Genomic DNA, 24,688 nt, shown 5'->3' on the forward strand with positions numbered 1-24,688 from the left:
GTTGTTTCGATGAGGGGGACCATGACGAAGGACCCGGAGGGCCACTTTGTGGTGGATCTGCCGGCGTCCACGTTGCCCGAAATTCGCAGTGCCATCATCTACGACTTCCCGGCCAGGGAGGCGTTTGGCAGTCCGAGCCTGACCGCTTCGCCGCCGTATTAGGCCGATCATCGGCGCCGGCTGGCTCTCTTTCCGGGGCACGCCGCGGTCGATTTCGCGTTAGCGGCATCCGTCCGCTATTCTTGAGAGGTTGCTTTTCCAGACCTGCACTGGTCGGGGAAAACAATGGATCGGGGTGTGGCGCAGCTTGGTAGCGCGCGTCGTTCGGGACGACGAGGCCGCAGGTTCAAATCCTGTCACCCCGACCAAATATTTCAGCAGCGACATCCATTGTGGATGTCGCTGCTGTTGTTTAACCGCTTGTCACATCCGAAACGGGACGCAGGCCCCGCACCCGTTTCCGGCTGGCGCGCCCCGTCCACGGTGCGCCGAATCCGGAATCGGGCGCCGATGTCCGGCGGCCACTTATCGTTGTGGCAATCCCGCTTCACGCAGGAGTCGCTGGAACTGCTCCAGATCCATCATTTCGTCCCAGACCCAGCGGACAAATCCAACTCCCTGCGCCCGAATTTGGTCTTCGCGCCTCTTTTCGGCAATGACCCGCTCTTGAATGGATTTGCCGCCGGCCCAATCCTGTCGAAGGTACTTCCCGTATCCGTCAAATTCCCCCGCCACCTTCGCTCTTTCAAACCAGAAGTCGACAAACGCATCGCTGCCATCACGAAGGATGAACCTTCTCTGCAGCGTGGGCGCCGGAAACCCAAGGATGTGCATGCCGGCCCTGCTCAACGACTCTCCTGCCGAGCCGGACAACTCCGAACTAAAGTTGATCACCGCCAACGCCCGGTCCCTGGCCGCCCGGCTGGGCAGATTCTGTGTGGCCTCTAGAAGATCAGCGATCTTCAGTGGATTGCCCTGTGGCACGTCCGTGTCCCAAACCGGGGTTTTCTGGAAGTCGCCTCCGGCATCCCAGGCGCTGAAGGGATTGGCGGCGCATCCGGTTCTTGGCATGCGCAGACTGGAGTCGCATACGGCCACGGCATACGGGAAAGCCAGGGCGTTGATGAGCTGGACCGTTGTGGTCAATTTATCGGTCAGTGCAAACGGGCCGCAGTGGACCACCCCGTTGCGCAGGGAGCCAATGTGACGCACAATCCCGTTGCGGCTGCGCCCTCCGGCTGTGGATTCGGTGACCACGTGAAGCTTCCGGGGCGTGCCCACGATCCACAGTCCCCACAGGAGGGCTGCGGTCGCGTGGCAGAACACGGGACGGCTGCCGGCCATCTGTTGAAATGCCATGGCGTTGAATCCATAACGGGCTCTCGGACTGAGCCCGGCCCAGTCCCCGGAATCGATATACACGCCGCGACGAACGCGGGTGAGTTCGCCGCTCTTGTGCCGGGCGGCAAGTTCCCGGGGGTCGCGCCCGATTCTTTGCAGGTCTCCCGAGTGGATCAGGTGTGGGCTTCTCATGGATTTCAGGGTTCCACCCCCAACTCTTGGGCGAAAGGTGCACTTGCCCAATTGTGGATAACGCAGCCCCAAGAGTCCGGAGGAGTGCGCCCCGTTCCGGTTCGCGCTCCCGGTTCCGTCCGGCGCGCCCCGTCCACGGTGCGCCGAAGCCGGAATCGGCAGCCGCACTCGGAACCGGGCGCCGTTTCCGGAACCGGCCGCCAAGTCCCGGCGCAGACCCACCGGATAGAATAGTCACATGAGTCAGCCACTTCCCCCGTGCCCCGAATGCGCCAGCGAGTACGCCTATGAGATGGGCGAGCTGCTGGTGTGCCCCGAGTGCGCCCACGAATGGGCCCCGGCCGGGACGCGGAGGTTTCGGGGGACGTGGCGGAGGCCGTCATCAAGGATGCCGTGGGCAATGTCCTCGCCGACGGCGACACCGTCAGCATTGTGAAGACCATGAAGGTCAAGGGCAGCCCGCAGGGCCTGAAAGCCGGCACCAAGGTGCGCAACATCCGCCTCGTCACGCCCGTGGACGGCCACGACATCGACGCGAAGATTGAAGGATTTGGGCCCATGAAGCTCAAATCCAGCGTGGTCAAGAAGATCTAGGCTGCCAAAAATCCCTAACTACAGGACACGTTTGTGACTTCTTGGTTCGAGGCGCTGCCTGCCTTCACGGCCGCATTGCTGATCCTTGGCCTTCCCGGCGCCGCGGTCATGGCCGCGCTGCGCATCCGCGGGCTTGCCGCGGTGTGCCTTGCCCCCGCCATTTCGGTCTCGATCCTCGCCGTCACCGCCGTGGTGGCACCGCTGATCCATCTGGGCTGGGACTGGCCCGTGGTGTTGCTTGGCACGGCCATCGCAGCGGGCGCCGCCTACCTGGCCAGGCGCTTCATCCCCGCCCTGCGGACCGCGGCTGCCGAAACCCGTCCGGCCATGGACAGGGGCACGCTTGCCGCCGTGGTGGCCGGCACCCTGACGGCGCTGGCCATCACGACCACGATCCTGGTGTTGACGGCGGGCAGTCCGGAACAATTCACCCAGGGCTACGATTCCGTGTTCCACCTGAACGCGACCGAAAACGCCGTGCGAACCTCCAACGCGTCGTCCTTCGCGATCTCCGGATTCATCCTGCCGGCCGGAAACACAGTCTTTTATCCGGCGGCCTGGCACGGACTGGCAAGCCTGTTGGTGATCCTGACTGGAATCAGCATTCCCGCAGCCACGAACATCTTGTGGCTTGCCGTGGCCGGTGTGGTCTGGCCGTTGAGCTGCGTGTTCCTCACCCGCGTGCTTGTGGGTGCCAACCGCACGGCGTTGGTGGCGGCCGCGGCCCTCGCCGCCACGTTCCCCGCCTTCCCGTACATTTTGCTCCAGTACGGTTCCGCCTACCCCAACGGCCTGTCCAATGCGATGGTGCCGGTGGGCATTGCGCTGGTGTTGCTGATCATCAGACCCTCGGCCCGTTCCCCGCTTGAGCCGGCCATGGCACTGGCGCTGATTGCCTTGTTCCTGCCGGGCGCCGTCATGTCCCAGCCCAACGGGGTTTTCAGCATCCTGCTGGTGCTGACCCCGCTGCTCGCATTTCTTGTCTTTGCCTGGCTCCGGACCGGCTTTCGACGTGGCAAGCGCCGCGGTTGGGGCCGGATCGCCTTGTTGCTGGTGATCCTGGCCGGGTCCACGGGTGCGTTGTTCCTGGTGCCGCAAATCCGCAGCCTGTTCAACTACACCAGCCCGGCGTTCCTGTTCTTCCCGCTGGCCCTGTTGCGCAATTTCACCCAGGCCCCGGCACCCACCTGGTTCCCGGCCATCGCCCTCACGGCGCTCATGATCATCGGCGCCTGGGCTGCGTTCCGGGTCCATCAGCTGCGCTGGCCGCTGTTCTCGCTGATCCTGGTCAGTTTCACCTACCCGCTGGCCACCGGCACCAACCAGGAATTCGCCAACGCCGTCATGGCCCCGTGGTGGGACAACCCCGAGCGGATCGCCGCGTTGATGCCGCTCGTGGCCGTGCCGCTGGCCGCAATCGGCCTCGCCTGGCTGATCAAGTTCCTGATCGCGAAATACCCGCGCGGCCTGGCCTTTGCCGCACCCCGCCGTGCCCGGACGACGGCGGTCATGGGACTCGCCGTCGTCGTCGCCTTCTCCAACCCGGGGCTGTGGCAGATGACCGGCGCCGTGGCCACCATGTACAACGTGCCGGCCAAGCCCAACGGGGTGGCGCAGATCGATGCGGACGAACTGGCGTTGATCCACCGCCTGGGCCAGCTGACGACTCCCCGGGACGTGATTGCCAACAACCCGTACAACGGCTCGGCGCTGGCCATGTCGCTTGCCGGCCGGGACATGCTGTTTCCGTACAGCTCCCAGACCAGCTTCAGCACCGACCAGTACACGCTGCGGTTCTGGCTCAACCGGGTGGGCAGCGACCAGGCGGTGTGCGATGCCGCAAAACGCCTGGGCGTGACCTATCTGCTGGACTTCGGCACCAATTACATCCCGGCGTTCGACAACCCCGTCTCGATCTACCCCGGCGTGACCCTCGCCGGCGGCTCGCGCGGCTTCACCCTGGTGGCCCGGGACGGCCATGCGGCGCTCTACAAGCTGACGCTGTGCGCCGGGGTTCCGGTGCCCGAAAAATCGGTGCAGTAAAACCGGCGCAGGTACGCCGCCAGCGCCTTAGACGGTGGCCAGCGCCCAGTGCCGCAAGGCCATGAGCGCCGCGCCGCCGCTGCCCGCCGTGGGCACAAAGGTGGCCGTCCTGATGGTGGTGGTGCGCGGACCAATGTCCAGGTGCTGTTCGGCAAGCGCCGCCCGCACGGGTCCCAGCAACCGTTCGCCGAACTGTGCCAGCTCCCCGGCGATCACCACCCTGTTGGGGTCAATGAGCACGCAGGCACTGACGACGGCGCGTCCCAGCAGTTCCGCGGCCCACGCCACGACGTCCAGCGCCACCGGGTTGCCGTCGTCGGCGGCCTCCGCGATGGCCCGGATGGACTCAAAGACCCCGCCCCGCTCCGCCGCTTCGGTCAGTACATTGGCTTCGTTCAGGAAGCGCTCCAGGCACCCGCGGCGCCCGCACCAGCATTGCGGTCCGGCAAAGTCGACGCTGATGTGCCCCAGCTCCCCGGCGATTCCGTTGCCGCCGCGCAACAGGGCGCCGTTGACCACCACGGCGGAGCTGATCCCCGCGGACAGCACCACATAGAGGAGGTCGTCGCTGGGTTTGCCGTATTCGGTGGCCTCGGCCATGGCGGCCAGGCGGATGTTGTTGTCCCACAAAAGCGGCACGGCCAGGACGTCGCGCAGCGGCGCCAGCGTGGCGCCCTGCGGGTCCCCCTGCTGATTGTCGGCGTCGGCCAGGGACCGGGGATCGGCGTGCCGGCTGGCGATTCCAACACCCATGCCCACCACGGTGTCGGGCCGGATGGCCCCGTCCCGGACCATGCCGGCCAGCATTTGTGCGGCCTGCCCCACCTTTTCCGGCAGGCTCGGGGAGTCCTGCAACTCCCGGTGTTCGGCGGCCACGGCAGAGCCGTCAAAGCCCATGACGGAGATGCTGATGCGGCGCCGTCCCAGTTCAATTCCGACGGCGGCCCCGGCACCGGGGTTCAGCGCCAACACCTTGGTGGGGCGTCCGTTGCGGCCCGTGCCGTAGTTGGCCTGATCGTTTTCCGTCAGCACGCCGCGCAACCGCAGTTCGCCCACGATCGCGGACAAGGTGGTGCGCGAAAGCTTGGTGTCCGCCTCAAGGTCCCGGCGCGTCCGGCTGCCATGGGTCACCAGGGATTCGAGCACCCGGAGCTCATGGCGGCGGCGCACTGCCTGGAGTGCACTGTCATCGCGTGTCTGCACGCACGATCCTCCCGTTATTACCATGGTGCGATTGCGCCATTTGGTGCCCGCATCGCTTATTATTGGTGTACAGCGAACACTTATGTAAAGTCTATTGCCTTTAATGCGTATTTGCGTCATCGACGCATTTCCTTGGGCAATGCCGGGGCCCCGCACAGACAATATTGGGCAGGCGTTGCGTTGACAACTGTTGTTAAACAGTTTTCACAATCAAGTCACAGAGCATAGAGTTGAACGTACGGTTCGCGTATTCATGGCGGTTTTCAAGAGGAGCGGCATAGTGGGCAGCAGTTTTGGGGATCGACTACGGCAGGAACGCCTGTCACGGAGCCTGACCCAAGCCGAGCTGGGCGGCGCTCTTTACTCGGCAAGCTACATCTCGCTGCTGGAAAACGGCCGCCGCGAGCCCACTGTGGAGATCATCAAGCAGCTCTCACGGCAGCTTCAGCTTGCCCCGCACTCCATTGAGGAGTGGAACCAGCCCGTGTCCCCCGAGGAGAGCGAATACCTGCTCGCCTCGCTGTATGCCCGGCAGTGCTGGGACACCCGGGATTACGCCGGCGCCGCACAGAGCGCCCGTTCGGCGGCGCAAAAGGCCAGCGCAAGCCACGACACCGTCACGTGGTGGAACATGACGTACCTCGAGGCCAACGCCCTGCTGCGCAACGGCGACGACGGCGCATCACTGGACGTCCTCACCGGCCTGCTCAAACATCCCCTGACGGCGGAGAGCGACGCCTTGTCACTGCGGACCCGCCAGATCATGGCTGCGGCCCTGCTGGGCCTGGGCAGGCTGCCCGAGGCCATCGAGCAGGCCACCCTCGCCGTGGAAATCGGCTCCGGGGACACGGAGGAGGAATACTCCGCCTACCTGACGGCCATGCAAACACTCATTGGCGCGCTGGCGGAGGCCGGCCGGCTCGACGACGCCTGGCGCCACTGCCTGACCCTCGCCGACGCCGTCACCGACTCCACCCCGTCACAGGTGGCCGGCGAAATGCACTGGGTCATCGGCAACGTTGCCTTCATCCGCCAGGACATCAGCACGGGCCTGAACCACCACGCCAAGGCCGGCCGGCTACTCTCCCCCACCGCCGACCTCTCCCGGTGGGCGCAGTTCAACAAGGCCACCGCCTGGGTCCGGCTGGCCGCGGGAGTCGTGGAACCGGCAACCCTGCAGGCGATCGAACGCAGCGAACTGGCACACTCGGTGGTGGGCGCAACCCCCACCGAGGCCCTGGAAGTTTCCCTGCTGCGCGCCCGCTGGCTCTACCTGAACGGCGAAATGCCCGCCGCCCTGACACTCCTGGAGAGCATCCGCTCCCAGCAGGAACACCTGGCCACGCACATTGCCGGCGATACTGCCCTGCTCCTGGGACGGGTGCTGAAGGCCGAGGGCCGCATGGACGACGCCCTCACGGCGTTCAACGACGCCAAGGACCTCTTTGCCCTCTCGGGCGCCTCGGACAGGATCTCCGTGGCGCTGGAAAGCATCGTTGAGATCGAGTCCCTCAGGCGCTCCACCGCGCGCTGATCGCCAATTTGGTATCAAAAAGGCCGGCTTGAACAATCGCGTGTGCGATTGTTCAAGCCGGCCTTTTTGGTTTACTTGAACGTGGCGCCGGTGAGGCGCTCGTAGGCATCCACGTAGCGGGCGCGGGTCCGTTCGACGACGTCGGCGGGCAGTGCGGGCGGCGGGGTGTCCGAGTTCTTGTCCCACCCGGATTCCGGCCCGGCCAGCCAGTCACGCACATACTGCTTGTCGAAGCTGGGCTGCGCCTGCCCGGGCGCCCAGAGAGCGGCGTCCCAGAACCGTGAGGAGTCCGGGGTCAGGACCTCGTCGCCGAGCGTGATGACGCCGGTGGCCGGGTCGGTGCCGAACTCCACCTTGGTGTCCGCCAGGATGATGCCGCGTTCGCGGGCGATCTCCTCGGCACGCGAGTAGATTTCCAGGGTCAGCGACCGCAACTGCTCCGCGGACTCCGCACCAACGGTCTCCACCATGGTTTCAAACGTGATGTTCTCGTCGTGCGTGCCAACCTCGGCCTTGGCCGACGGCGTGAAGATCGGCGTCTCCAACCGTGAACCGTCGCTCAGCCCGGCGGGCAGCGGCAGCGCGCACACGGTCTGCGACTGGCGGTACTCAAGAAGGCCCGAGCCCGTCAGGTAGCCGCGGGAGATGCACTCGATGGGGAACATTTCGAGCTTCTTGCACACCATGGCGCGGCCGGCCACCGCGGCGGGCACACCGTTCTCCACCGTTGTGGCCACCACGTGGTTGGGCACGTTGAGCTGCTCAAACCACCACAGGCTCAGCTGGGTCAGGATCCGGCCCTTGTCCGGGATTTCGCTGGCCAGGATCTGGTCAAAGGCGCTGATCCGGTCGCTGGCCACCACCAGGACGACGTCGGTGCGGCCGGCAAACGGGGTTTCGACAAGCTCGACCACCGACCCGGTGGTCGAGCTTGTCGAAACCGGGACGTAGAGGTCGCGGACCTTGCCGGAGTAGACGTGCTCCCAGCCGGGAAGGACGGGTGCCGGGATTGCTGCGGAAGTCATGTGCTTGGTTTTCCTTATGCCTGGGCGGCGGAGCCGGCCACGGTGATTTCGCCACGGGCCGCCTTGGCCGCGATGTCGGTGCGGTATTGGCCGCCTTCCAGGGAGATCAGCTCAATGCCGGCGTAGGCGCGTTCGCGGGCGTCCACCAGGTCGGCGCCCAGACCAACCACGGCGAGGACCCGGCCGCCGGCGCTGACGGTGCTACCGTCGTCGTCCGAGGCGGTGCCGGCGTGCAGCACGTGCACGCCGTCGAGGCGGTTGGCCTTCTTCAGGCCGCGGATCTTGTCCCCTGTGCGCGGGGCCTCGGGGTAGTTTTCGCTGGCCAGGACGACGGCGACGGCGGTCTCGGGTGCCCAGCGCAGCTCGTCGATTTCCTCGAGCTGGCCCTTGGCGGCAGCCAGCAGGACACCGCCCAGCGGGGTCTTCAGGCGGGCCAGGACGGCCTGGGTTTCGGGATCGCCAAAGCGGGCGTTGAATTCGATGACGCGGGTGCCGCGGCTGGTCAGGGCCAGGCCGCAGTACAGGACGCCGGTGAACGGGGTGCCGCGCCGCGCCATTTCGTCGATGGTGGGCTGGGCGACGCGGTCGATGACTTCCTGCACCAGGCCGGCGGGAACCCATTCCAGCGGCGAGTAGGCGCCCATGCCGCCGGTGTTGGGGCCTTCGTCGCCGTCGAAGATGCGCTTGAAGTCCTGGGCGGGGGCGAGCGGGACCACGGTGCGGCCGTCGGCCAGGACGAAGAGCGAGACCTCGGGGCCGTCGAGGAATTCCTCGATGACCACGGTGCCGCCCACGTCAAAGCAGCCCTGCGCGTGGGCCAGGGCCTCGTCGCGGTCGTTCGTGACCACCACGCCCTTGCCGGCGGCCAGGCCGTCGTCCTTGACCACATAGGGTGCCCCGAAGGCGTCGAGGGCATCGGCGGCTTCGGCGGCGTTGGTGGCCACCCTAGCCATGGCGGTGGGAACCTGGGCCTCGGCCATGATCGCCTTCGCGAACGCCTTGGAGGCCTCCAGCTGGGCAGCCTCGCGGCTGGGACCAAACACGGGAATCCCGGCCGCACGGACGGCGTCGGCCACGCCTGCGGCCAGCGGAGCCTCCGGGCCCACCACCACCAGGTCCGATTCCAGCTTGAGCGCCAGGGCCGTCACGGCCGCCGGATCATTGGCGTTAATGCTGTGCGTGGGCACAATTTCAGCGATGCCGGCGTTGCCGGGAGCCGCATGGACTTCCGTCACATTCGGGTCACTGAGTAAGGAGCGGACAATGGCGTGTTCGCGGCCGCCGGGGCCAATCACTAGAACCTTCACGTTTCAAGGGTACTTGGCCCGGGGGTCGGGTCAGTAAAGTGACGTCGCCGACGCCGCGGGCATCTGGGGCCCTATCGGTGACATCATGGAAGGACCGGACGTAAAAAGACCACCACGTTCGGCGCAGACGTGAAGGACGCCTTGAAACAAACAGTTGGCTATACAGCGAAGATCTTCCTCAACCCGCCGGTCCTGGCCGCGGGTTTTGCCGCCGTGCCCCCGGAAGGTCGGATCGCCGGCAAGGTCGCCGGCGCACCGGCCGGCACCACCGTCAACGCCACCCTCGACGGCGTCACCACCCTGGCAGCGGTGGCATCCAACGGCGAGTGGTGGCTCGCGGCGCCAGACACCAGCGGCCACTTCACGCTCACCGCCCAGGCCAAGAACGGTTTCAGCAGTTCCGCATCGGCAAAGTTCCGGATCACCGTCACCGAGGAAAGCCCCTCCGCACCCGAGGTTGAAAATTCGGCTGTTGAAAGCCCGGCTCTTGAAAGCTCGACGCCGGCCGGCCAGTCGCTGCCCGCCGGTTCCGACCCCGAGAGCTCCGACGCCGACCGGCCCGGCCCCATCGCAGCGGTGACGGCGGCCATGCGCCCCGCACTCGGGGCGGCCGCCGGCCTGTTGCTCGGCGGCGCCGCCTTCGTGCTGTTCCGCCGACGCCCCGGCGCCTAAACCCCAAGAAACCGGTGCCGGCGGCAAAATGCTCGCTGAACCGCCGCGGGCGCCAGCCTGCCCGCCACCCGATCCTCGCTATGATGACAGCATGATCCAGACCTTCCGGGCGCACGACGCCGTAGAACTCGCCGTCCTGGAACGCAGTGGATTTGTTGAATCCAGGCACGTGGGTGCCGCCGTCGTCGTGGCCGGGGACGGCTCGGTGGTGACGTCGCTGGGCGCCATTGACTCCCCCGTCTTCCCGCGCTCCAGCGTGAAACCGTTCCAGGCGTTGGCCGCCATGCAGGCCGGCGTCCCGCTGCGCGGCGCGCAGGTGGCCATTGCGGCCGGCAGCCACACGGGCTCGCTCGACCACATGGACGTGGTGAGCGGCATGCTCAAGGCCGCCGGCGTCACCGAAGACCAGTTGGGCTGCCCGCACGCGTGGCCGGCCGACCCGCCGGCCCGGGCGTGGCTGGTCCGCAGCGAACGGGGCAAGTCCCGGCTCGCCATGAACTGCTCCGGCAAACACGCAGCGTTCCTGTGGGCGTGCACGGAAAATGGCTGGGACACCGCCGGCTACCTCGAACCCAACCACCCCATGCAGCGCGCAGTGCGGACCGTGATCGAGGAATACACCGGACAGCCCGTCCAACACACGGGCGTGGATGGCTGCGGTGCACCCGTCATGGCCGTCACCCTGACCGGTCTGGCCCGCGCGTTCACCACCCTGGCCAAGGCGCCGTCGGACAAGAACGCCAACGCCCGGGCTGCAACGATCGCCACGTCCATGCTCGACTACCCGTGGGCTGTGGAGGGCCACGGCCGGCCCAACACCGTGGTCATGGAGGAGCTGGGCGTCCTGGCCAAGCTTGGCGCGGAGGGCGTCATCGCCATGGCCACCCCGACCGGTGCCAGCGTCGCCGTGAAGATGCTCGACGGCAACGGCCGGGCGGCAACCCTGGTGGGCCTGACGCTGCTGGCCGCCGCCGGCGCACTGGACGTGCCCGAGGTTGCCGGAGTCCTCGCCAAGGTGGTTCCCCCTGTCATGGGCGGCGGCCGGCCCGCCGGGAGCCTGCGCCTGGGATCGGCCGTCAGCGCGTTGCTGGACTAATCCCCAACTGCTCCCCGTGCCTCGTACCTCGGCCGGGGTCCCTCGCAGTCGTGGCCCCACCCAACTGCTCCCCGTGCCTCGTACCTCGGCCGGGGTCCCTCGCAGTCATGGCCCCACCCAACTGCTCCCCGGTCTGAGGGGATCTCGACAAGCTCGATCACCGAGCCCCACCCACCGAAACCGCAAGGAGACACCATGGCAGCCCGCCGCCGCATCGACATCGCCGAGGGCCGGGCAGCCCTGGCGGCATGGCGCGCGGGCGAGGTGCCCCGGGCCGTGACCGCCATGGCCGTGCGGTTCACCCTGGAGGAACTCTCCGCCCGGGTCCCCGGCAACTCGGTGGAGGTCCGGGTGCCCCCGTTTGGCGTCACCCAGTGCATTGCCGGCCCGCGCCATACCCGCGGCACCCCGCCCAATGTGGTGGAGTGTGACGCCGGGACGTGGCTCGCGCTGGTGACCGGACAGACAAACTGGGCGGACGCCGTCGAACGCGGCGCGGTGGCGGCGTCAGGCCTGCGGGCCGATTTGTCGGAGCAACTGCCCCTCTGAGCCACCCCCGGTCCGGTGCGGGTACCCTTAAAGCATGACTTCCCAGCCTGTTGACCCTTCCGCCGCCGCCACAAGCGGGCCCGGCGAGCGTCGCGAACTAACAGTCCGCCGCGCCCCCAAGTTTGTGCCGTTCATGATTGTCGGCGCCCTGCTCGGCGTCGTGGCCGCAGGGATCTTCACGCTGCTCTCCCCCAGCACCGAGGACTTTGAACCGAGCAGCGTGTTCGGTTTCTTCAGCGTTTTGCTGGTGCTCCCGGGGCTGGGCCTTGGCGCGGTCGCGGCCCTCGTGATCGATCGTCAGAGCGTCCGCAAGGCCCGCACGGCAGTGGTCGAGTCCGTGCCCGAGTCCGACGAGGACACCTCCGCGCACTAACTCCCGCGGATGCGGTTAGAGGCCGCCGCCATTACGTGAGATAATTTTTTCGTGGCACGCGGAGACGGAAAACTATCCCATGATCTTTTACCCGGCGAAAAGGGACCCCAGGATGCTTGTGGCGTTCTGGGCATCTGGGCACCCGGTGAAGAGGTTGCAAAACTAACCTATTACGGGCTGTATTCACTACAGCACCGTGGTCAGGAATCGGCGGGCATCGCGACGAGCGATGGCAAGCGGATCAGTGTATACAAGGACATGGGGCTCGTTTCCCAGGTCTTTGACGAACCCACACTGAACACCCTGACCGGGCACATGGCCGTGGGCCACTGCCGTTATTCCACGACTGGTGCGGCCAATTGGGCCAACGCCCAGCCCACCCTTGGCGCCACCGGTACCGGCACTGTCGCCCTGGCGCACAACGGAAACCTGACGAACTCCGCCGAGCTCCATGAGATGGTGATCGCCAAATACGGCGTCCCCACCTCCGGCGAAATGGCGCAGGGCAACACGACCGACACAGCACTTGTCACCACCTTGCTCCAGGGCGAGGACGGCGGTTCCCTCGAGGAAACCGCCATGGAACTGCTGCCCAAGGTCCACGGCGCCTTCTCCTTCGTCTTCATGGACGAACACACCCTGTACGCGGCACGCGACCCCCACGGCGTCCGGCCGCTGGTGCTTGGCCGGCTGGAGAACGGCTGGGTGGTTGCCTCCGAGGGCGCCGCCCTGGCCACCATGGGCGCAAGCTTCATCCGCGAAATCGAGCCGGGCGAATTCATCGCCATCGACGAGGACGGCGTGCGCACCCAGCGCTTCGCCCCGGCCACCCCGGCCGGCTGCGTGTTCGAGTACGTCTACCTGGCCCGCCCGGACGCCACTATTGCCGGACGCTCCGTCTACGAATCCCGCGTTGAAATGGGCCGCCAGCTGGCCCGTGAAAACCACGCCGAGGCCGATCTGGTGATTCCGGTCCCCGAGTCCGGCACCCCGGCCGCCATTGGCTACGCCGAACAATCCGGCATCCCGTTTGCACACGGCTTCGTCAAGAACGCCTATGTGGGCCGCACGTTCATCCAGCCCAGCGAGACCCTGCGCAAGCTCGGCATCCGGCTGAAGCTGAACGCCCTTGAGTCCGTGATCCGCGGCAAGCGCATCGTGGTGGTCGATGACTCGATCGTCCGCGGCAACACCCAGCGCGCCGTGGTTCGCATGCTCAAGGAAGCCGGCGCTGCCGAGGTCCACGTGAAGATCTCCTCCCCGCCCGTGCGCTGGCCATGCTTCTACGGCATCGACTTCGCCTCCCGCGCGGAGCTGATCGCCAACGGCGCGGCCATCGACGAGATCGGCAAGTCCATCGGCGCCGACTCACTCGCCTACATTTCCGAGGACGGCATGATCGATGCCACCTTGCAGCCGCGCGAACGCCTGTGCACCGCGTGCTTCACCGGCACCTACCCGATCGAGCTGCCTTCCAGCGACCGTCTGGGCAAGAACCTGCTCGAGCGCACCAAGCCCGAGAACAACACCACCTCCACCGGTTGCGATCCGGGACCTGATGCGGAACTGGAAAACCTCCTGACCGATCAAGACCGCACCGCCGCAGACGGCTCATAAGAAAACGCAGGAAAGAGACGCCATGACCAACGCCTCCCAGGAACCCGCAACAGCCATCACCTACGCCAGCGCCGGTGTTGACACCGAAGCCGGGGACCGCGCCGTCGAACTCATGAAGGAAGCCGTCAAGGCCACGCACGGCCCGTCCGTGATTGGCGGATTCGGCGGCTTTGCCGGGCTCTACGACGTCTCCAAGCTGCTCACGTACAAGAAGCCGTACCTGGCCACGTCCACCGACGGCGTGGGCACCAAGGTTGCCATCGCCCAGGCCATGGACATCCACGACACCATTGGTTACGACCTGGTGGGCATGGTGGTCGATGACATCGTGGTGGTGGGCGCCGAGCCTTTGTTCATGACCGACTACATCGCCACGGGCAAGGTTGTCCCGGAGCGCGTGGCGGACATCGTCCGCGGCATCGCCGGCGCCTGCAAGGTTGCCGGAACGGCCCTGGTGGGTGGCGAAACCGCCGAGCACCCCGGCCTGCTGGCCCCGGACGAGTACGACGTCGCAGGTGCTTGCACGGGTGTCGTCGAGGCTGATTTGCTGCTGGGTCCCGAACGCGTCCGCGCCGGTGACGTCATCATCGGCATGGCCTCCTCGGGACTGCACTCCAACGGTTACTCGCTGGTGCGCCGCGTCATCAACCACGCCGGCTGGGCCCTGGACCGCCAGGTTTCCGAGCTGGGCCGCACGCTGGGCGAGGAACTCCTGGAGCCCACCCGCGTATACGCCGCCGACTGCCTTGACCTGACCCGTTACCTGCCGGTCACGCAGGAAAAGGCCGTCCACGGCTTCAGCCACGTCACCGGTGGCGGCCTGGCTGCCAACTTGGCGCGCGTGCTGCCGCAGGGCCTGGTGGCCACGGTGGACCGCTCCACCTGGAGCCTGCCGGCCATCTTCAACCTGGTCTCCCAGCTGGGCAACGTGCCGCTGGCCGACCTGGAGCGCACGCTGAACCTCGGTGTTGGCATGGTGGCCGTGGTGTCGGCCGACGCCGCCGACGCCGCCGTCGAGCGCCTGAACTCCCGAGGCCTGCCGTCGTGGGTCATGGGCACCGTGGCGAAGGAAGCCTCCGACGCCGACCGCACCGGCACCGACTACACCCAGGGCGCCAAGGGCGTTGACGGCGGCGCCGTCCGCCTGGTGGGCAACTACGCTTCCTAGAGGATTCGGACGGCGTTTGCGTAAAAGGCCGGTGGTTTACCACCGGCCTTTTACGCAAACGCCGTCTTTTTTGCATCCGGGGTGCATGGGTGGGGCCCCGCGCCCGAGGGACCCGGCAGAAGGCTCGCCCGCGAGCCTTCTGCCGGGAGGGCGTGGGGAACAACAAAATCCCCGCCCGTCGCATCAGCTCCAAGCTGTGCGTCGTGCAGGGTTTGTTGCGTTATAGAAGCCTAAGCGGTCCTAGCCAATGCGGCGGGAGTCCACTTCGTCATCGTCTTCAAACTGATCCGCATATTTGTCTTCATATGCCGAGTAGTCCGGCTCTGCGGGAACCTCAACATGATGGCTCGGGGCTCGCCGAGTAGTTCCACCGAGCTCTTTTTGCAGAGCTGAATAATCAGTGTTCGGGGAGTAGTACTTAATGTCCCGAGCCTGCTTGGTTGCCTTCGCCTTTTGACGGCCGCGCCCCATGGCGTGACCCCCTTTTACACTTGGACCGGAGGTGGTCGCTCGGGCTAAGAGCGAGGCTCCGGAATATTCGGTCAATTTGTCGTACTACTAGATTACATGGTTTCTGCGCCACCTGCGCCCGATCGCTTGGTGTTCGCTTTGTGCGGGGGCAAAGATTTTCCACGGCCGAGACTCGAAAATTCGGTAGAGTCACATGTACGGGGAGTTATTTCCCGTGGTGAGGCACCAATGACGCGGCGGATCAGCCCGCACGGCATGGGACATCCCCCATTTCAGGCGACAAATTTAGTGCCCTCCGGGCATGGCAGGGAAGGCCAGTTCTTCATGAACGATCACGACGACGCAAGCGAGTTGGACCCGGCTGTCCCGTCCGACGGGCCCGCCGGTGATGGCCTGCCGAAGCCCCCGGAGGAGCCGGCAATCGACGACACCGACTTTGACTTTGTCGAACCCGAGCTGGGCGCTGCGGAAATCAGCGAAGATGTTGCCGAGAGCGTGGACCTGGACAAGGTGGAGGCCGAGGCGGCCGCCGTTGCCGCCGAGGCCGAGCGCTCCGCCCAGTTGCCGGCGTCGGAAGTCATTTCCGCGATTCCGGCACCCGCCCTCGATTTCAAGGTTCCCGAACCCGGTGTTGTGATCGACGAGGACAGTTCAAACACAGACAGCGCCGGCGTAGACAGCGCCGAGCCCGTGCTGGCCGTTCCGGAACTTTCCGAGGAGAGCGTGGCCGACGACGCTGCGTCCCCGTCTGCCGAAAACGACGCCGCCGACTTCCTGTCCGGCGGCGCTGCCGAGGTGACCGCCGCCGAAGCGACTGAACCTGCCGAAGAAGCATCCCTGCAGGACCAGGCTGCGGAGTCCGGCACCGAAGCTACGCCCGAATCCGAGCCCGGAGCCCCGAGCGCCAAAACCCAGGATCCCGCCGCTGAGACCGCGGCACCCGTGGCCAAGGCACCCGCCGGCGCTGAGGCCGATGCCGCACCCACACCCGAGGCACCCGCAGGCGATACCCCGGCTCCCCGGCTTGGGCACGGCATTGACGACGGCTCCGGCTGGCGGCGTCCGGAAACCCCGTGGCAGCAATCCGGAACCCAATGGCAGCCGCGGGCCAACGCCTGGCAGTCCCCCGCACAAGTGGCCCAGGGGGTTGCCGACGCAGCCGCCCTGGCCGCATCCACCCCGGAGGGTGAACCTCCCGCTTCGGAACCCTTCGAGCCGACTGCTCAAGGACCCGCCGGCGCACCTGCACCGGGCGATATTGCCACTCCGGCAGAGGCTCCGGCACCCACACCGGACGCGAATCTGCCCGTGGTTCCGCCAGTTCCCGGAAATCCGGCCTACCCCGGCGGTCCCGGTGGTCCGGCCGGCCCCGGAAGCGCAAGCGGGCCGGCGTCGCCCGGCGAATCGGGAAGCAAGGGCAAGCTGCTCATTGTCCTCGGCGTGGTGGTGGTCGGCGTCGTCCTCCTGGGCCTCTTGATCTGGCTGGTCATCGGCTTGGTCTCCGGAACAAACACGAAACCGACCAGCGGCGCAGCCGCGACGGTGAGCCCCGTGGCCTCCGCGACCGGGCGGACCACCCTCGAGGCCGGCACCGTGATCGTTGCCGCCGCCTCACCGCTTGATTGGATCGCGGGTGACTGCCTGCGCGGATTCACCAGCGCGGGAGCCGCCGCCGATGTGGTGCTGTGCAGCAGCCCGCATTCGGCCCAGCTCGTGGGCACTTTCGAATTCCCCAAGAGCGACACCTACCCGGGTGAGGACGCGCTCAAGGCAAAGGGCACGGACGTGTGCAACGCCGTGCAATACACCGACGCCGCCAAGGATTACAAGGGCCTGAAGTCCTTCAAGGCGTACCCCTCCGAGGCCACCTGGAACGAGCTCGGCGACCGTCGCGTTGACTGCATCGTCTCCGACCCCTCGGGCAACAACCTGAACGCCTCGCTGACCAAATAGGCTGAGCAAACAGGCGGCGGGCATGTAAGAGGGGCCGTGAGCGTGGATTCCTCCACGTTCACGGCCCCTCTTCACTTTCGGCACCAGCCGCCCGTGCGGGCCATCGCTACTTCCGTGCCACCGTGAGCCCCGACTCGCCGGCGGGGACCTCGTCCATGGTCAGCTCGTCAAAGTTCGCGGCCGTGTCCACCAGGACGGTGGCGCCGTCGGTGATGGACCCGGAGAGGATCTCCTTGGCCAGCCGGTCGCCGATCTGCCGCTGGACCAGGCGTCGCAGCGGCCTGGCGCCGTACGCGGGATCGTAGCCGGACAGGGCCAGCCACGCCTTGGCGGCATCCGTGACCTCCAGTGTCAGGCGCCGGTCGTGCAGCCGCCCGGCCAGGGACTGAACCTGCAGGTCCACGATCCGGGACAGCTCGTCCACCGTAAGCGCGTCAAACATGACGATCTCATCGAGCCGGTTCAGGAATTCCGGCTTGAAGGAGGATTCGACGACGGCCATGACGGCCTTGTGCTTGGCGGCCTCGGACAGGGTCGGGTCCACCAGGAACTGCGATCCCAGGTTGGAGGTCAGCACCACGATGACGTTGCGGAAGTCCACCGTGCGGCCCTGCCCGTCGGTGAGCCGGCCGTCGTCGAACACCTGCAACAGGATGTCGAAGACCTCGGGGTGAGCCTTCTCCACCTCGTCGAGCAGCACCACCGAGTACGGGCGGCGGCGCACGGCCTCGGTCAGCTGCCCGCCCTCGTCGTAGCCCACGTAGCCGGGAGGCGCGCCCACCAGCCGCGAGACGGAGTGCTTCTCGGAGTACTCGCTCATGTCGATGCGGATCATGGCGCGTTCGTCGTCGAAGAGGAAGTCGGCCAGGGCCTTGGCGAGCTCCGTCTTGCCCACACCCGTCGGTCCCAGGAACAGGAAGGATCCGGTGGGTCGGTCGGGGTCGCTGATGCCGGCCCGGGCGCGCCGGACGGCGTCGGAAACGGCCGTGACGGCCTTGGATTGGCCGATCAGGCGAGAGCCCAGCACGTGTTCCATCTGCAACAGCTTCTGGCTTTCGCCCTGCAGCATGCGCCCGGCCGGGATGCCGGTCCAGGCCGAGATGACCTCGGCGATGTCGTCGGCGGTGACCTCCTCGGCCACCATCAGCTCGGGCTTGTCGGCGGACTCCTCCTCGGCGGCGGCCGCCTCCAGCTCGCGCTGCAGGGCCGGAATTTCGCCGTACAGAATCCGCGAGGCTTGCTCCAGGTCGCCGTCGCGCTGGGCCTTGTCCGCCACGGAGCGCAGCCCGTCCAGCTTTGCCTTGAGGTCGCCCACCCGGTTCAACCCGGCCTTCTCGGCCTCCCAGCGGGCGTTGAGCCCGGCGAGCTCCTCCTTCTTGTCCGCCATGTCGGCGCGGAGGGCGTGCAGCCGTTCCACCGAGGCGGCGTCGCTCTCGCCGGCAAGGGCCAGTTCCTCCATCGTGAGGCGGTCCACGGCGCGGCGCAGCTGGTCGATCTCCTCCGGGGCGGAATCGATCTCCATGCGCAGCCGGGATGCGGCCTCGTCGACCAGGTCGATCGCCTTGTCCGGGAGCTGGCGGCCGCTGATGTAGCGGTTGGACAGCGTTGCGGCGGCCACGAGGGCGGAGTCGGCAATGGCCACCTTGTGGTGGGCCTCGTAGCGTTCCTTGAGCCCGCGCAGGATCCCGATGGTGTCATCCACGCTGGGTTCGCCAACGTAGACCTGCTGGAATCGGCGCTCCAGGGCGGGGTCCTTTTCAATGTTTTCGCGGTATTCGTCCAGCGTGGTGGCACCGATCAGGCGCAGCTCCCCGCGGGCCAGCATGGGCTTGAGCATATTGCCGGCGTCCATGGAGCCCTCCGAGGCCCCGGCGCCCACCACGGTGTGGATCTCGTCGATGAACGTGACGATCTGGCCGTCGGAGGACTTGATTTCCTCGAGCACGGCCTTGAGGCGCTCCTCGAATTCGCCGCGGTACTTGGCGCCGGCCACCATGGCCGCCAGGTCGAGGCTGATGAGGGTTTTCCCGCGCAGCGATTCGGGCACGTCGCCGGCCACCATGCGCTGGGCCAGACCCTCGACGACGGCGGTCTTGCCGACGCCGGGCTCGCCAATGAGTACGGGGTTGTTCTTGGTGCGGCGGCTGAGCACCTGGATGACGCGGCGGATCTCGGAGTCGCGGCCGATCACGGGGTCCAGCTTTCCGGAACGAGCCACGGCCGTCATATCCACGCCGAACTTCTCCAGCGCCTGGAAGGTGTTTTCAGGATCGGCCGTGGTGACCTTGCCGTCGCCGCGCACGGTGGGCAGGGCGGCGTCGAGCGCGGCCCTCGTGGCACCGGCCTCGCGCAGGGCGATTCCCGTGGCGCCGGTGTCGTTGGCCAGGCCAAGGAGCAGGTGCTCGGTGGAGACAAAGCTGTCACCCATGGAGTCGGCAGCCTGCTGGGCGGCTTGCACCACCATGAGCGTGTTCCGACCCAACTGCGCCTGCGCCACCGATGCCCCGGACGACGCCGGGAGGTTGCGGATGGCGGTGCTGGCGGCGACGCTCACGGCATCCGGGTCCACGCCGGCGGCCTTGAGCAGGGCCACCGCGACGCCCTGGCGCTGGTCCATGAGGGCCTTGAGCAGGTGCGCCGGTTCCACCGTGGGGTTGCCCGCGGTGGAGGCGTTCATGGCGGCGGCGGAAAGAGCCTCCTGGCTCTTAGTGGTGAATTTCGCGTCCAAGAGGTGTCCTTTCGTACTTGGTCGGGGACGGATTGTCATCAAAGTTGAGTCTAGTACGCTCAACTTCAAAAGCGGAACCCCGGAGCCAAGTTTTTCCCTCGGCGAAATTGCCCTTGACCTTGACGCAGCGTCAACCTCTACCGTTGAAGTCATGGAAGCGATGGACCTCTCAATAGCGCAGGTGGCGGCACTGACCGGCACCACCAGCCGCACGCTGCGGCACTACGACGACGTCGGCCTGCTGGCGCCGAGCCGGATCGCCGGCAACGGCTACCGGCATTACGACAAGGACGCCCTGGTGCGGCTGCAACGCATCCTGTTGCTGCGCGAGCTGGGTCTGGGCCTGCCCGCGATAGCCGCGGTGCTCGATCACGAGACGCCGCCGGCCACCGCACTGCAGGCGCACGTGTCCTGGTTGCGGGCCGAGCAGGCACGGCTGGGGAGGCAGATCGTTTCCGTGGAAAGAACCATTGCAACAGTTTTAGAAGGAGGAGAAATCATGGCCGAGAACATGTTTGACGGCTTCGACCACACCCAATACAAGGATGAGGTGGAGGAGCGCTGGGGCAAGGATGCCTACGCCCGCGGCGACGCCTGGTGGAGCGGCACGGATGCCGCCGAGAAGCAGGCCTGGAAGGACAAGGTTGCCGCACTGAACGCTGACTGGGTCGCGGCGTCCACGAGCGGGGTGTCCGCGGATTCGGCGGAAGCGCAGGAGCTGGCGCGGCGCCACGTGGCCTGGCTAACCTCCGTTCCGGGGACGCCGGCGTCGGCCCCGGGCGGCAACGTCAAGGGCTACGTCCTGGGGCTGGGCGGGATGTATGTGGCGGATCCGCGCTTTGGCGCCAACTACGGCGGACCGGAGGGTGCGGCGTTCGTCCGGGATGCCCTGGCAGCCTATGCGGAGCGCGAGCTGTAGCACCGCGCATCCGGGCGGGAGTTGTCGATTTTCGCGGGTGGCCCACCACCCGCGAAAATCGACAACTCCCGCCGAGCGCGCCGGGCCTACACTAAAGCCCATGATCTTCATCGATCCACCCTATTGGCCGGCCCACGGCACGGTCTTTTCGCATCTGGTCTCCGACACGTCCGTGGCCGAACTCCACGCCTTCGCCGCTGCGGCCGGGATCACTGAGCGCGCCTTCGACCTGGACCATTACGACGTTCCGGAGCGGATCTACGCGAAGCTCGTGGCCGCCGGGGCGGTGCCCGTGTCCGGCAAGGAGCTGGTGCGGGTGCTGGTGGCGTCCGGGCTGCGCGTCAAGGCGCGGCACCGGCCCAAATCCACCGGCTCGGCCCTGCAATACCGCTGGGACACCCTCATGCCGGAACAACCGGACCTGGGTGCGGAACTGCTGGGGCGCTGGAATGAACCGCACCGGCACTACCATTCGGCCACCCACCTGCTGGCCATGCTGGAATCGTTGGACCTGCTCACGGACGGCAATCCTCCACGGACCGTGGCCCTCGCCGCCTGGTTCCACGACGCCGTCTACAACGGCGTGGCGGGAGTTGACGAGGAGGATTCCGCCGTTTTGGCACAAACGTGCCTCAACGGCCTTTTGGCGCCATCCGAAAGTGCCGAGGTGGCCCGCCTGGTGCGCCTGACGGCAAGCCACTCCCCCGCGGCCGACGACGTCGACGGCGCACTTCTATGCGACGCCGATCTCGCCGTGTTGGGCGGGGCATCCGACGACTACGCCCGCTACGTGGCCAATGTTCGCAAGGATTACGCGCACGTTGCGGACGCGGATTTCAACGCGGGCCGGGCTGCAGTGCTCCGCCAACTACTGGCATTGAACCCGTTGTTCCACACGGAAAATGGCCGCGCATTGTGGGCGCCCGCAGCACGGGAGAACCTGTCCAAGGAATTGGCGCAGTTGGGCTAAATAGTTTTTAGGGCACCTGGGAGGACTCATGAACACAGTGGGCACAGTTCGCTTTTGGCACGACGACGAGGGCTGGGGTGTGGTCGACTCGCCCCAGACGCCTGGCGGTTGCTGGGCGCACTTCAGCAACGTGGCTGTGGCCGGGTACAGGAAGCTGACGCCGGGTGAAACGGTCCACCTGGGGTGGGAGGTTGCGGACCAGGACGGCTACGCTTTTCGGGCCACGCGGGTCTGGCCTTCTGACAGGCGACCGGTCGATGATGCCCCCGATCAGAACCCGGACGGCATCTACAGCTCTTCGTTGACGATCACCTATGACGCCGGAAGCCACACTCCGCGTACTGCCGAATAGCCTTCCACGCCGAGCGCCTTCACGGCGCCCTGGCGGGGCGTTGTGGTCATCCGCGGCCGTTGTGGACAAATCCAGCGAGTGCGGGGGTTGTTGTGGTGATTCGCCCCCGGCCGGCCATGGGCGAATCACCACAGCGGCATCCGCACCATTTGGCAGCGCCACCGGTGACTCCCGGCGTTATCGACAATCCGCTGGTCCGCACCGCTGGGTAGGCTTGTGGAATGGCTTCGAAATCCGCCCCGCGCGCCCCTCGTCTCACCCCCGTCCAGCTGAGCAACCTGGCGGACAACGAGGACAGGTTCTTTGGCCCGGGCGACACCTACGACGGCCAGCGCTTTGACCGCCCATCTTTCGACGGCGCCGACCTGACCTCAACGGATTTCCTGGAATGCGAGCTCCTGGGCGCCACCCTCAACGACGCCGAGTTGCGCGGTACCCGGTTCCGCGACACGATCATCGCCGACAGTTTCGCCCCCATCCTGAAGGCCTCCCGGACCAGCTGGCGCGACGTTGAAATCACCGCGCCGCGCTGGGGTTCGGCCGAACTGTATGACAGCACCTGGCAGTCCGCCCGGATCGACGGCGGCAAGCTGGACTTCCTGAACCTGCGCGCAGCCAAGATCACGGACCTGCAAATCAGCGACTGCATCATTGGCGAACTGGATCTGGGCGGCGCCACCGTCACCCGCCTGGCGTTGCGGAACTGCCGGATCGGCACGCTGGACATCCAGCAGGCAACATTGAAGGACGTCGACCTGCGCAGCACGGAGTTCCGCACCCTGAATGGCGTGGGTTCCATGGCCGGCGTCGTCATTGACGACTTCCAACTGAACCTGCTGGCCCCCATCCTCGCCGCTCATTTGGGCATCACGGTGGCCTGAGCGGCGGGGACTGCCAGCGAACTGCCAGCCGGGCACCCCTTGCCCCGCGCGCGCATCTGCAGGAGCATTCTTGTGAAACCAACCGCCCGGAGCTCTCCGGCGAGCCGTCCACACTGAAGGCAGCGACACGATGAAGACGATGAAATTGGGAAGCCAGGGCCTCGAGGTCTCCACCGAGGGACTCGGCGCCATGGGCATGAGCGCGTTTTATGGGGCCAGGGATGACGCCGAATCCTCCGCCACGCTGAACCGCGCCCTTGACCTTGGGGTCACCTTGATCGACACCGCCGAGATTTATGGGCCGTTCCTGAATGAGCAGCTCATCGCGGAGTCGATCGGGCACCGGCGCGGCGAGTACGCCCTGGCCACGAAGTTTGGCAGCGAGGTCACCGACGGCGGCGAACGCGGCCCCGTCAATGGCAGCCCCGCCTACGCGCGCAAGGCCCTGGAGCGTTCCCTGCGCAACCTCCGCACCGATTCGGTCGACCTGTATTACCTGCACCGCGTGGATCCCAACACCCCGATCGAGGAGACCGTGGGCGCCATGGCCGAGTTCGTCAAGGAGGGAAAGGTGCGCTATTTGGGCCTGTCCGAGGCGGCGCCGGAGACCATCCGCCGGGCCCACGCGGTCCACCCGATCACGGCCCTGCAGACCGAATACTCCATCTTTGAGCGCGAACCCGAGGGCAACGGCGTCCTGGACACCGTCCGCGAACTCGGCATCGGCTACGTGGCCTACTCGCCGCTCGGAAGGGGCTTCTTGACCGGAAAGATCAGCACCCCGGACGATCTCCCGGAAGGCGATTGGCGCCGCGCGCTGCCCCGCTTCTCCCCGGAGAACCTCGCCGCCAACCTGGTCCTGGTGGACCGGGTCAAGGCCCTGGCCGCGGAGAAGGGCGTCACGGCCGGCCAGCTCGCCCTGGCCTGGGTGCTGGCCCAGGGCGTCTGTGCCATCCCCGGCACCAAGCGCCGGAGCTACCTTGAGGAAAACGTGGCGGCGGCAGACATCGAGCTCTCCGCCGCGGACCTCGCCGCGCTCGACGCCGCCGCCCCGGCCGGCAGCACGGCGGGCACCCGCTACGACGAGGCCGGGCTGAAGTCGCTGTACAAGTAGCTTTGCGGCGTCGTGGTTGACGCCCGCCCGATGGACTGCCGGCACCCGCGCCGGCGGCCCATCTGGACTTACAACTGTCTAGCGAATCAGCGCGAAGCCCAGGGAGGCCAACACCCCGAAGCCGACGCCCCACACAATGATCGAGATGCACTGCCACAGGATTACCGTGTTCCTGGCTGCGCCAAACGAGACCATGGCGGCCGAGGTGAACTGGTTGGGCAGGATCGTTTGGCCGAGCAGGCTGACCCCCGCCACTCCGTACTTGTCGAATTTGGCGCGCACCTTCTCCCGGCGCGGTGAGAGCACCTTGGGCTCCCTGGCTCCGACGACCTTGGAGCGCATGCGGTGCGCGACCATGACGAAGACAAGCATCGAAGCAATGTTGCCGATCACGGCCACCCCGATGGCCAGTGCCGGGTTCAATCCGGTGAGTACGCCCACCGCGGCCCCGAAATGGGACTCCACGAAGGGGATCGCCGCAATGAGCAGCACCCCGGCCCACTGCAGCAGCGGCGGGAGCGAGGTGGTGAAGGCCTGCAGTTGTTCAATCATGGGGTTCTACTTTCCTGGTCCCGGATGAGGTAAT

General features: G+C 66.7%; 23 protein-coding genes, 1 tRNA gene and 1 pseudogene. 18 read left to right on the forward strand and 7 right to left on the reverse strand.

The annotated features are described in order from the left end of the window. Positions 1 to 21 precede the first annotated feature (21 nt). Positions 22 to 162, forward strand: a complete 141-nt coding sequence (locus tag AL755_RS23555; protein ID WP_160318941.1) for a hypothetical protein — start codon at positions 22 to 24, stop codon at positions 160 to 162. 129 nt (positions 163 to 291) lie between these two features. Beyond that, positions 292 to 368: transfer RNA gene (locus AL755_RS20360), tRNA-Pro, on the forward strand. Positions 369 to 525: 157 nt separating this feature from the next. Here the strand turns inward: AL755_RS20360 and AL755_RS20365 are convergent. Further along, positions 526 to 1,257 carry a hypothetical protein gene (locus AL755_RS20365; RefSeq protein WP_150117193.1) on the reverse strand — a complete coding sequence of 244 codons (732 nt, stop codon included), beginning with the start codon at positions 1,255 to 1,257 and terminating at the stop codon, positions 526 to 528. A gap of 514 nt (positions 1,258 to 1,771) precedes the next feature. Between AL755_RS20365 and AL755_RS24420 the strand changes: the two are divergent. The 3 genes and pseudogenes from AL755_RS24420 to AL755_RS20375 form a co-directional block, all read left to right on the forward strand. Beyond that, a pseudogene (locus AL755_RS24420) lies at positions 1,772 to 1,831 on the forward strand (alkylphosphonate utilization protein); the annotation flags it as partial. A gap of 20 nt (positions 1,832 to 1,851) precedes the next feature. Continuing rightward, positions 1,852 to 2,127 (forward strand): alkylphosphonate utilization protein, encoded by a 276-nt coding sequence (locus tag AL755_RS20370; RefSeq protein ID WP_337589566.1) that lies wholly within the window; start codon positions 1,852 to 1,854, stop codon positions 2,125 to 2,127. A gap of 33 nt (positions 2,128 to 2,160) precedes the next feature. Next, complete coding sequence (locus AL755_RS20375) at positions 2,161 to 4,170, forward strand: DUF6541 family protein (protein ID WP_054012575.1); 2,010 nt, start codon at positions 2,161 to 2,163, stop codon at positions 4,168 to 4,170. Positions 4,171 to 4,197: 27 nt separating this feature from the next. Here the strand turns inward: AL755_RS20375 and AL755_RS20380 are convergent, their stop codons facing one another. Further along, the gene (locus AL755_RS20380; RefSeq protein ID WP_160318942.1) at positions 4,198 to 5,373 is read right to left on the reverse strand and encodes an ROK family protein; all 1,176 of its coding nucleotides are present in this window, start codon (positions 5,371 to 5,373) and stop codon (positions 4,198 to 4,200) included. Positions 5,374 to 5,653: 280 nt separating this feature from the next. On the opposite strand from AL755_RS20380, the gene AL755_RS20385 reads away from it, so the two are divergent. After that, positions 5,654 to 6,907, forward strand: a complete 1,254-nt coding sequence (locus tag AL755_RS20385) for a helix-turn-helix domain-containing protein (RefSeq protein WP_054012577.1) — start codon at positions 5,654 to 5,656, stop codon at positions 6,905 to 6,907. A 71-nt stretch (positions 6,908 to 6,978) separates the two neighbouring features. On the opposite strand, the gene AL755_RS20390 is transcribed toward AL755_RS20385, so the two are convergent. Next, the gene (locus AL755_RS20390) at positions 6,979 to 7,932 is read right to left on the reverse strand and encodes a phosphoribosylaminoimidazolesuccinocarboxamide synthase (RefSeq protein WP_054012578.1); all 954 of its coding nucleotides are present in this window, start codon (positions 7,930 to 7,932) and stop codon (positions 6,979 to 6,981) included. 14 nt (positions 7,933 to 7,946) lie between these two features. Beyond that, positions 7,947 to 9,239, reverse strand: a complete 1,293-nt coding sequence (purD, locus tag AL755_RS20395) for a phosphoribosylamine--glycine ligase (protein WP_054012579.1) — start codon at positions 9,237 to 9,239, stop codon at positions 7,947 to 7,949. A gap of 141 nt (positions 9,240 to 9,380) precedes the next feature. Here purD and AL755_RS20400 point away from each other — a divergent pair, with 141 nt between their 5' ends. The 6 genes from AL755_RS20400 (at position 9,381) to purM (ending at position 14,714) form a co-directional block, all read left to right on the forward strand. After that, a complete protein-coding gene (locus tag AL755_RS20400) occupies positions 9,381 to 9,911 on the forward strand; it encodes a hypothetical protein (protein WP_150117194.1) in 531 nt (176 codons plus the stop codon). 91 nt (positions 9,912 to 10,002) lie between these two features. Then, positions 10,003 to 11,007: an asparaginase gene (locus AL755_RS20405; RefSeq protein WP_054012581.1), complete on the forward strand. Its 1,005-nt coding sequence runs from the start codon at positions 10,003 to 10,005 to the stop codon at positions 11,005 to 11,007. A 195-nt stretch (positions 11,008 to 11,202) separates the two neighbouring features. Next, a complete protein-coding gene (locus AL755_RS20410; RefSeq protein WP_054012582.1) occupies positions 11,203 to 11,556 on the forward strand; it encodes a sterol carrier family protein in 354 nt (117 codons plus the stop codon). Between the two features lie 34 nt (positions 11,557 to 11,590). After that, the gene (locus AL755_RS20415) at positions 11,591 to 11,929 is read left to right on the forward strand and encodes a hypothetical protein (protein ID WP_054012583.1); all 339 of its coding nucleotides are present in this window, start codon (positions 11,591 to 11,593) and stop codon (positions 11,927 to 11,929) included. A gap of 51 nt (positions 11,930 to 11,980) precedes the next feature. Beyond that, positions 11,981 to 13,546: an amidophosphoribosyltransferase gene (gene purF, locus AL755_RS20420; protein WP_054012584.1), complete on the forward strand. Its 1,566-nt coding sequence runs from the start codon at positions 11,981 to 11,983 to the stop codon at positions 13,544 to 13,546. A 22-nt stretch (positions 13,547 to 13,568) separates the two neighbouring features. After that, positions 13,569 to 14,714, forward strand: coding sequence for a phosphoribosylformylglycinamidine cyclo-ligase (purM, locus tag AL755_RS20425; RefSeq protein ID WP_054012585.1), 1,146 nt, complete (start codon positions 13,569 to 13,571; stop codon positions 14,712 to 14,714). A gap of 240 nt (positions 14,715 to 14,954) precedes the next feature. Here purM and AL755_RS22680 read toward each other — a convergent pair whose 3' ends face one another. Beyond that, positions 14,955 to 15,185 (reverse strand): DUF3073 domain-containing protein, encoded by a 231-nt coding sequence (locus AL755_RS22680; protein ID WP_082369458.1) that lies wholly within the window; start codon positions 15,183 to 15,185, stop codon positions 14,955 to 14,957. A gap of 324 nt (positions 15,186 to 15,509) precedes the next feature. On the opposite strand from AL755_RS22680, the gene AL755_RS20430 reads away from it, so the two are divergent. Next, positions 15,510 to 17,138, forward strand: a complete 1,629-nt coding sequence (locus tag AL755_RS20430) for a septum formation family protein (protein WP_054012586.1) — start codon at positions 15,510 to 15,512, stop codon at positions 17,136 to 17,138. Positions 17,139 to 17,244: 106 nt separating this feature from the next. On the opposite strand, the gene clpB is transcribed toward AL755_RS20430, so the two are convergent. Beyond that, on the reverse strand, positions 17,245 to 19,866 hold the full coding sequence (gene clpB / locus AL755_RS20435; RefSeq protein ID WP_054012587.1) for an ATP-dependent chaperone ClpB: 2,622 nt from the start codon (positions 19,864 to 19,866) through the stop codon (positions 17,245 to 17,247). Between the two features lie 160 nt (positions 19,867 to 20,026). Here clpB and AL755_RS20440 point away from each other — a divergent pair, with 160 nt between their 5' ends. From AL755_RS20440 to AL755_RS20460, 5 genes are all read left to right on the forward strand, one after another. Continuing rightward, entirely contained in the window at positions 20,027 to 20,785 is a 759-nt protein-coding gene (locus AL755_RS20440) for a MerR family transcriptional regulator (RefSeq protein ID WP_054012588.1), read from the forward strand. Positions 20,786 to 20,885: 100 nt separating this feature from the next. Continuing rightward, positions 20,886 to 21,755, forward strand: a complete 870-nt coding sequence (locus AL755_RS20445; protein ID WP_054012589.1) for a DUF4031 domain-containing protein — start codon at positions 20,886 to 20,888, stop codon at positions 21,753 to 21,755. 28 nt (positions 21,756 to 21,783) lie between these two features. Next, a complete protein-coding gene (locus tag AL755_RS20450) occupies positions 21,784 to 22,107 on the forward strand; it encodes a cold shock domain-containing protein (RefSeq protein WP_054012590.1) in 324 nt (107 codons plus the stop codon). A 221-nt stretch (positions 22,108 to 22,328) separates the two neighbouring features. Beyond that, positions 22,329 to 22,988, forward strand: coding sequence for a pentapeptide repeat-containing protein (locus AL755_RS20455; RefSeq protein ID WP_054012591.1), 660 nt, complete (start codon positions 22,329 to 22,331; stop codon positions 22,986 to 22,988). 130 nt (positions 22,989 to 23,118) lie between these two features. Next, positions 23,119 to 24,102: an aldo/keto reductase gene (locus tag AL755_RS20460; RefSeq protein WP_054012592.1), complete on the forward strand. Its 984-nt coding sequence runs from the start codon at positions 23,119 to 23,121 to the stop codon at positions 24,100 to 24,102. A 78-nt stretch (positions 24,103 to 24,180) separates the two neighbouring features. Here the strand turns inward: AL755_RS20460 and AL755_RS20465 are convergent, their stop codons facing one another. Further along, the gene (locus AL755_RS20465) at positions 24,181 to 24,654 is read right to left on the reverse strand and encodes a small multi-drug export protein (RefSeq protein ID WP_054012593.1); all 474 of its coding nucleotides are present in this window, start codon (positions 24,652 to 24,654) and stop codon (positions 24,181 to 24,183) included. Positions 24,655 to 24,688: the final 34 nt, after the last annotated feature.

The organism is Arthrobacter sp. ERGS1:01 (assembly GCF_001281315.1).
In the GTDB taxonomy this organism is placed as follows: Bacteria; Actinomycetota; Actinomycetes; order Actinomycetales; family Micrococcaceae; genus Specibacter.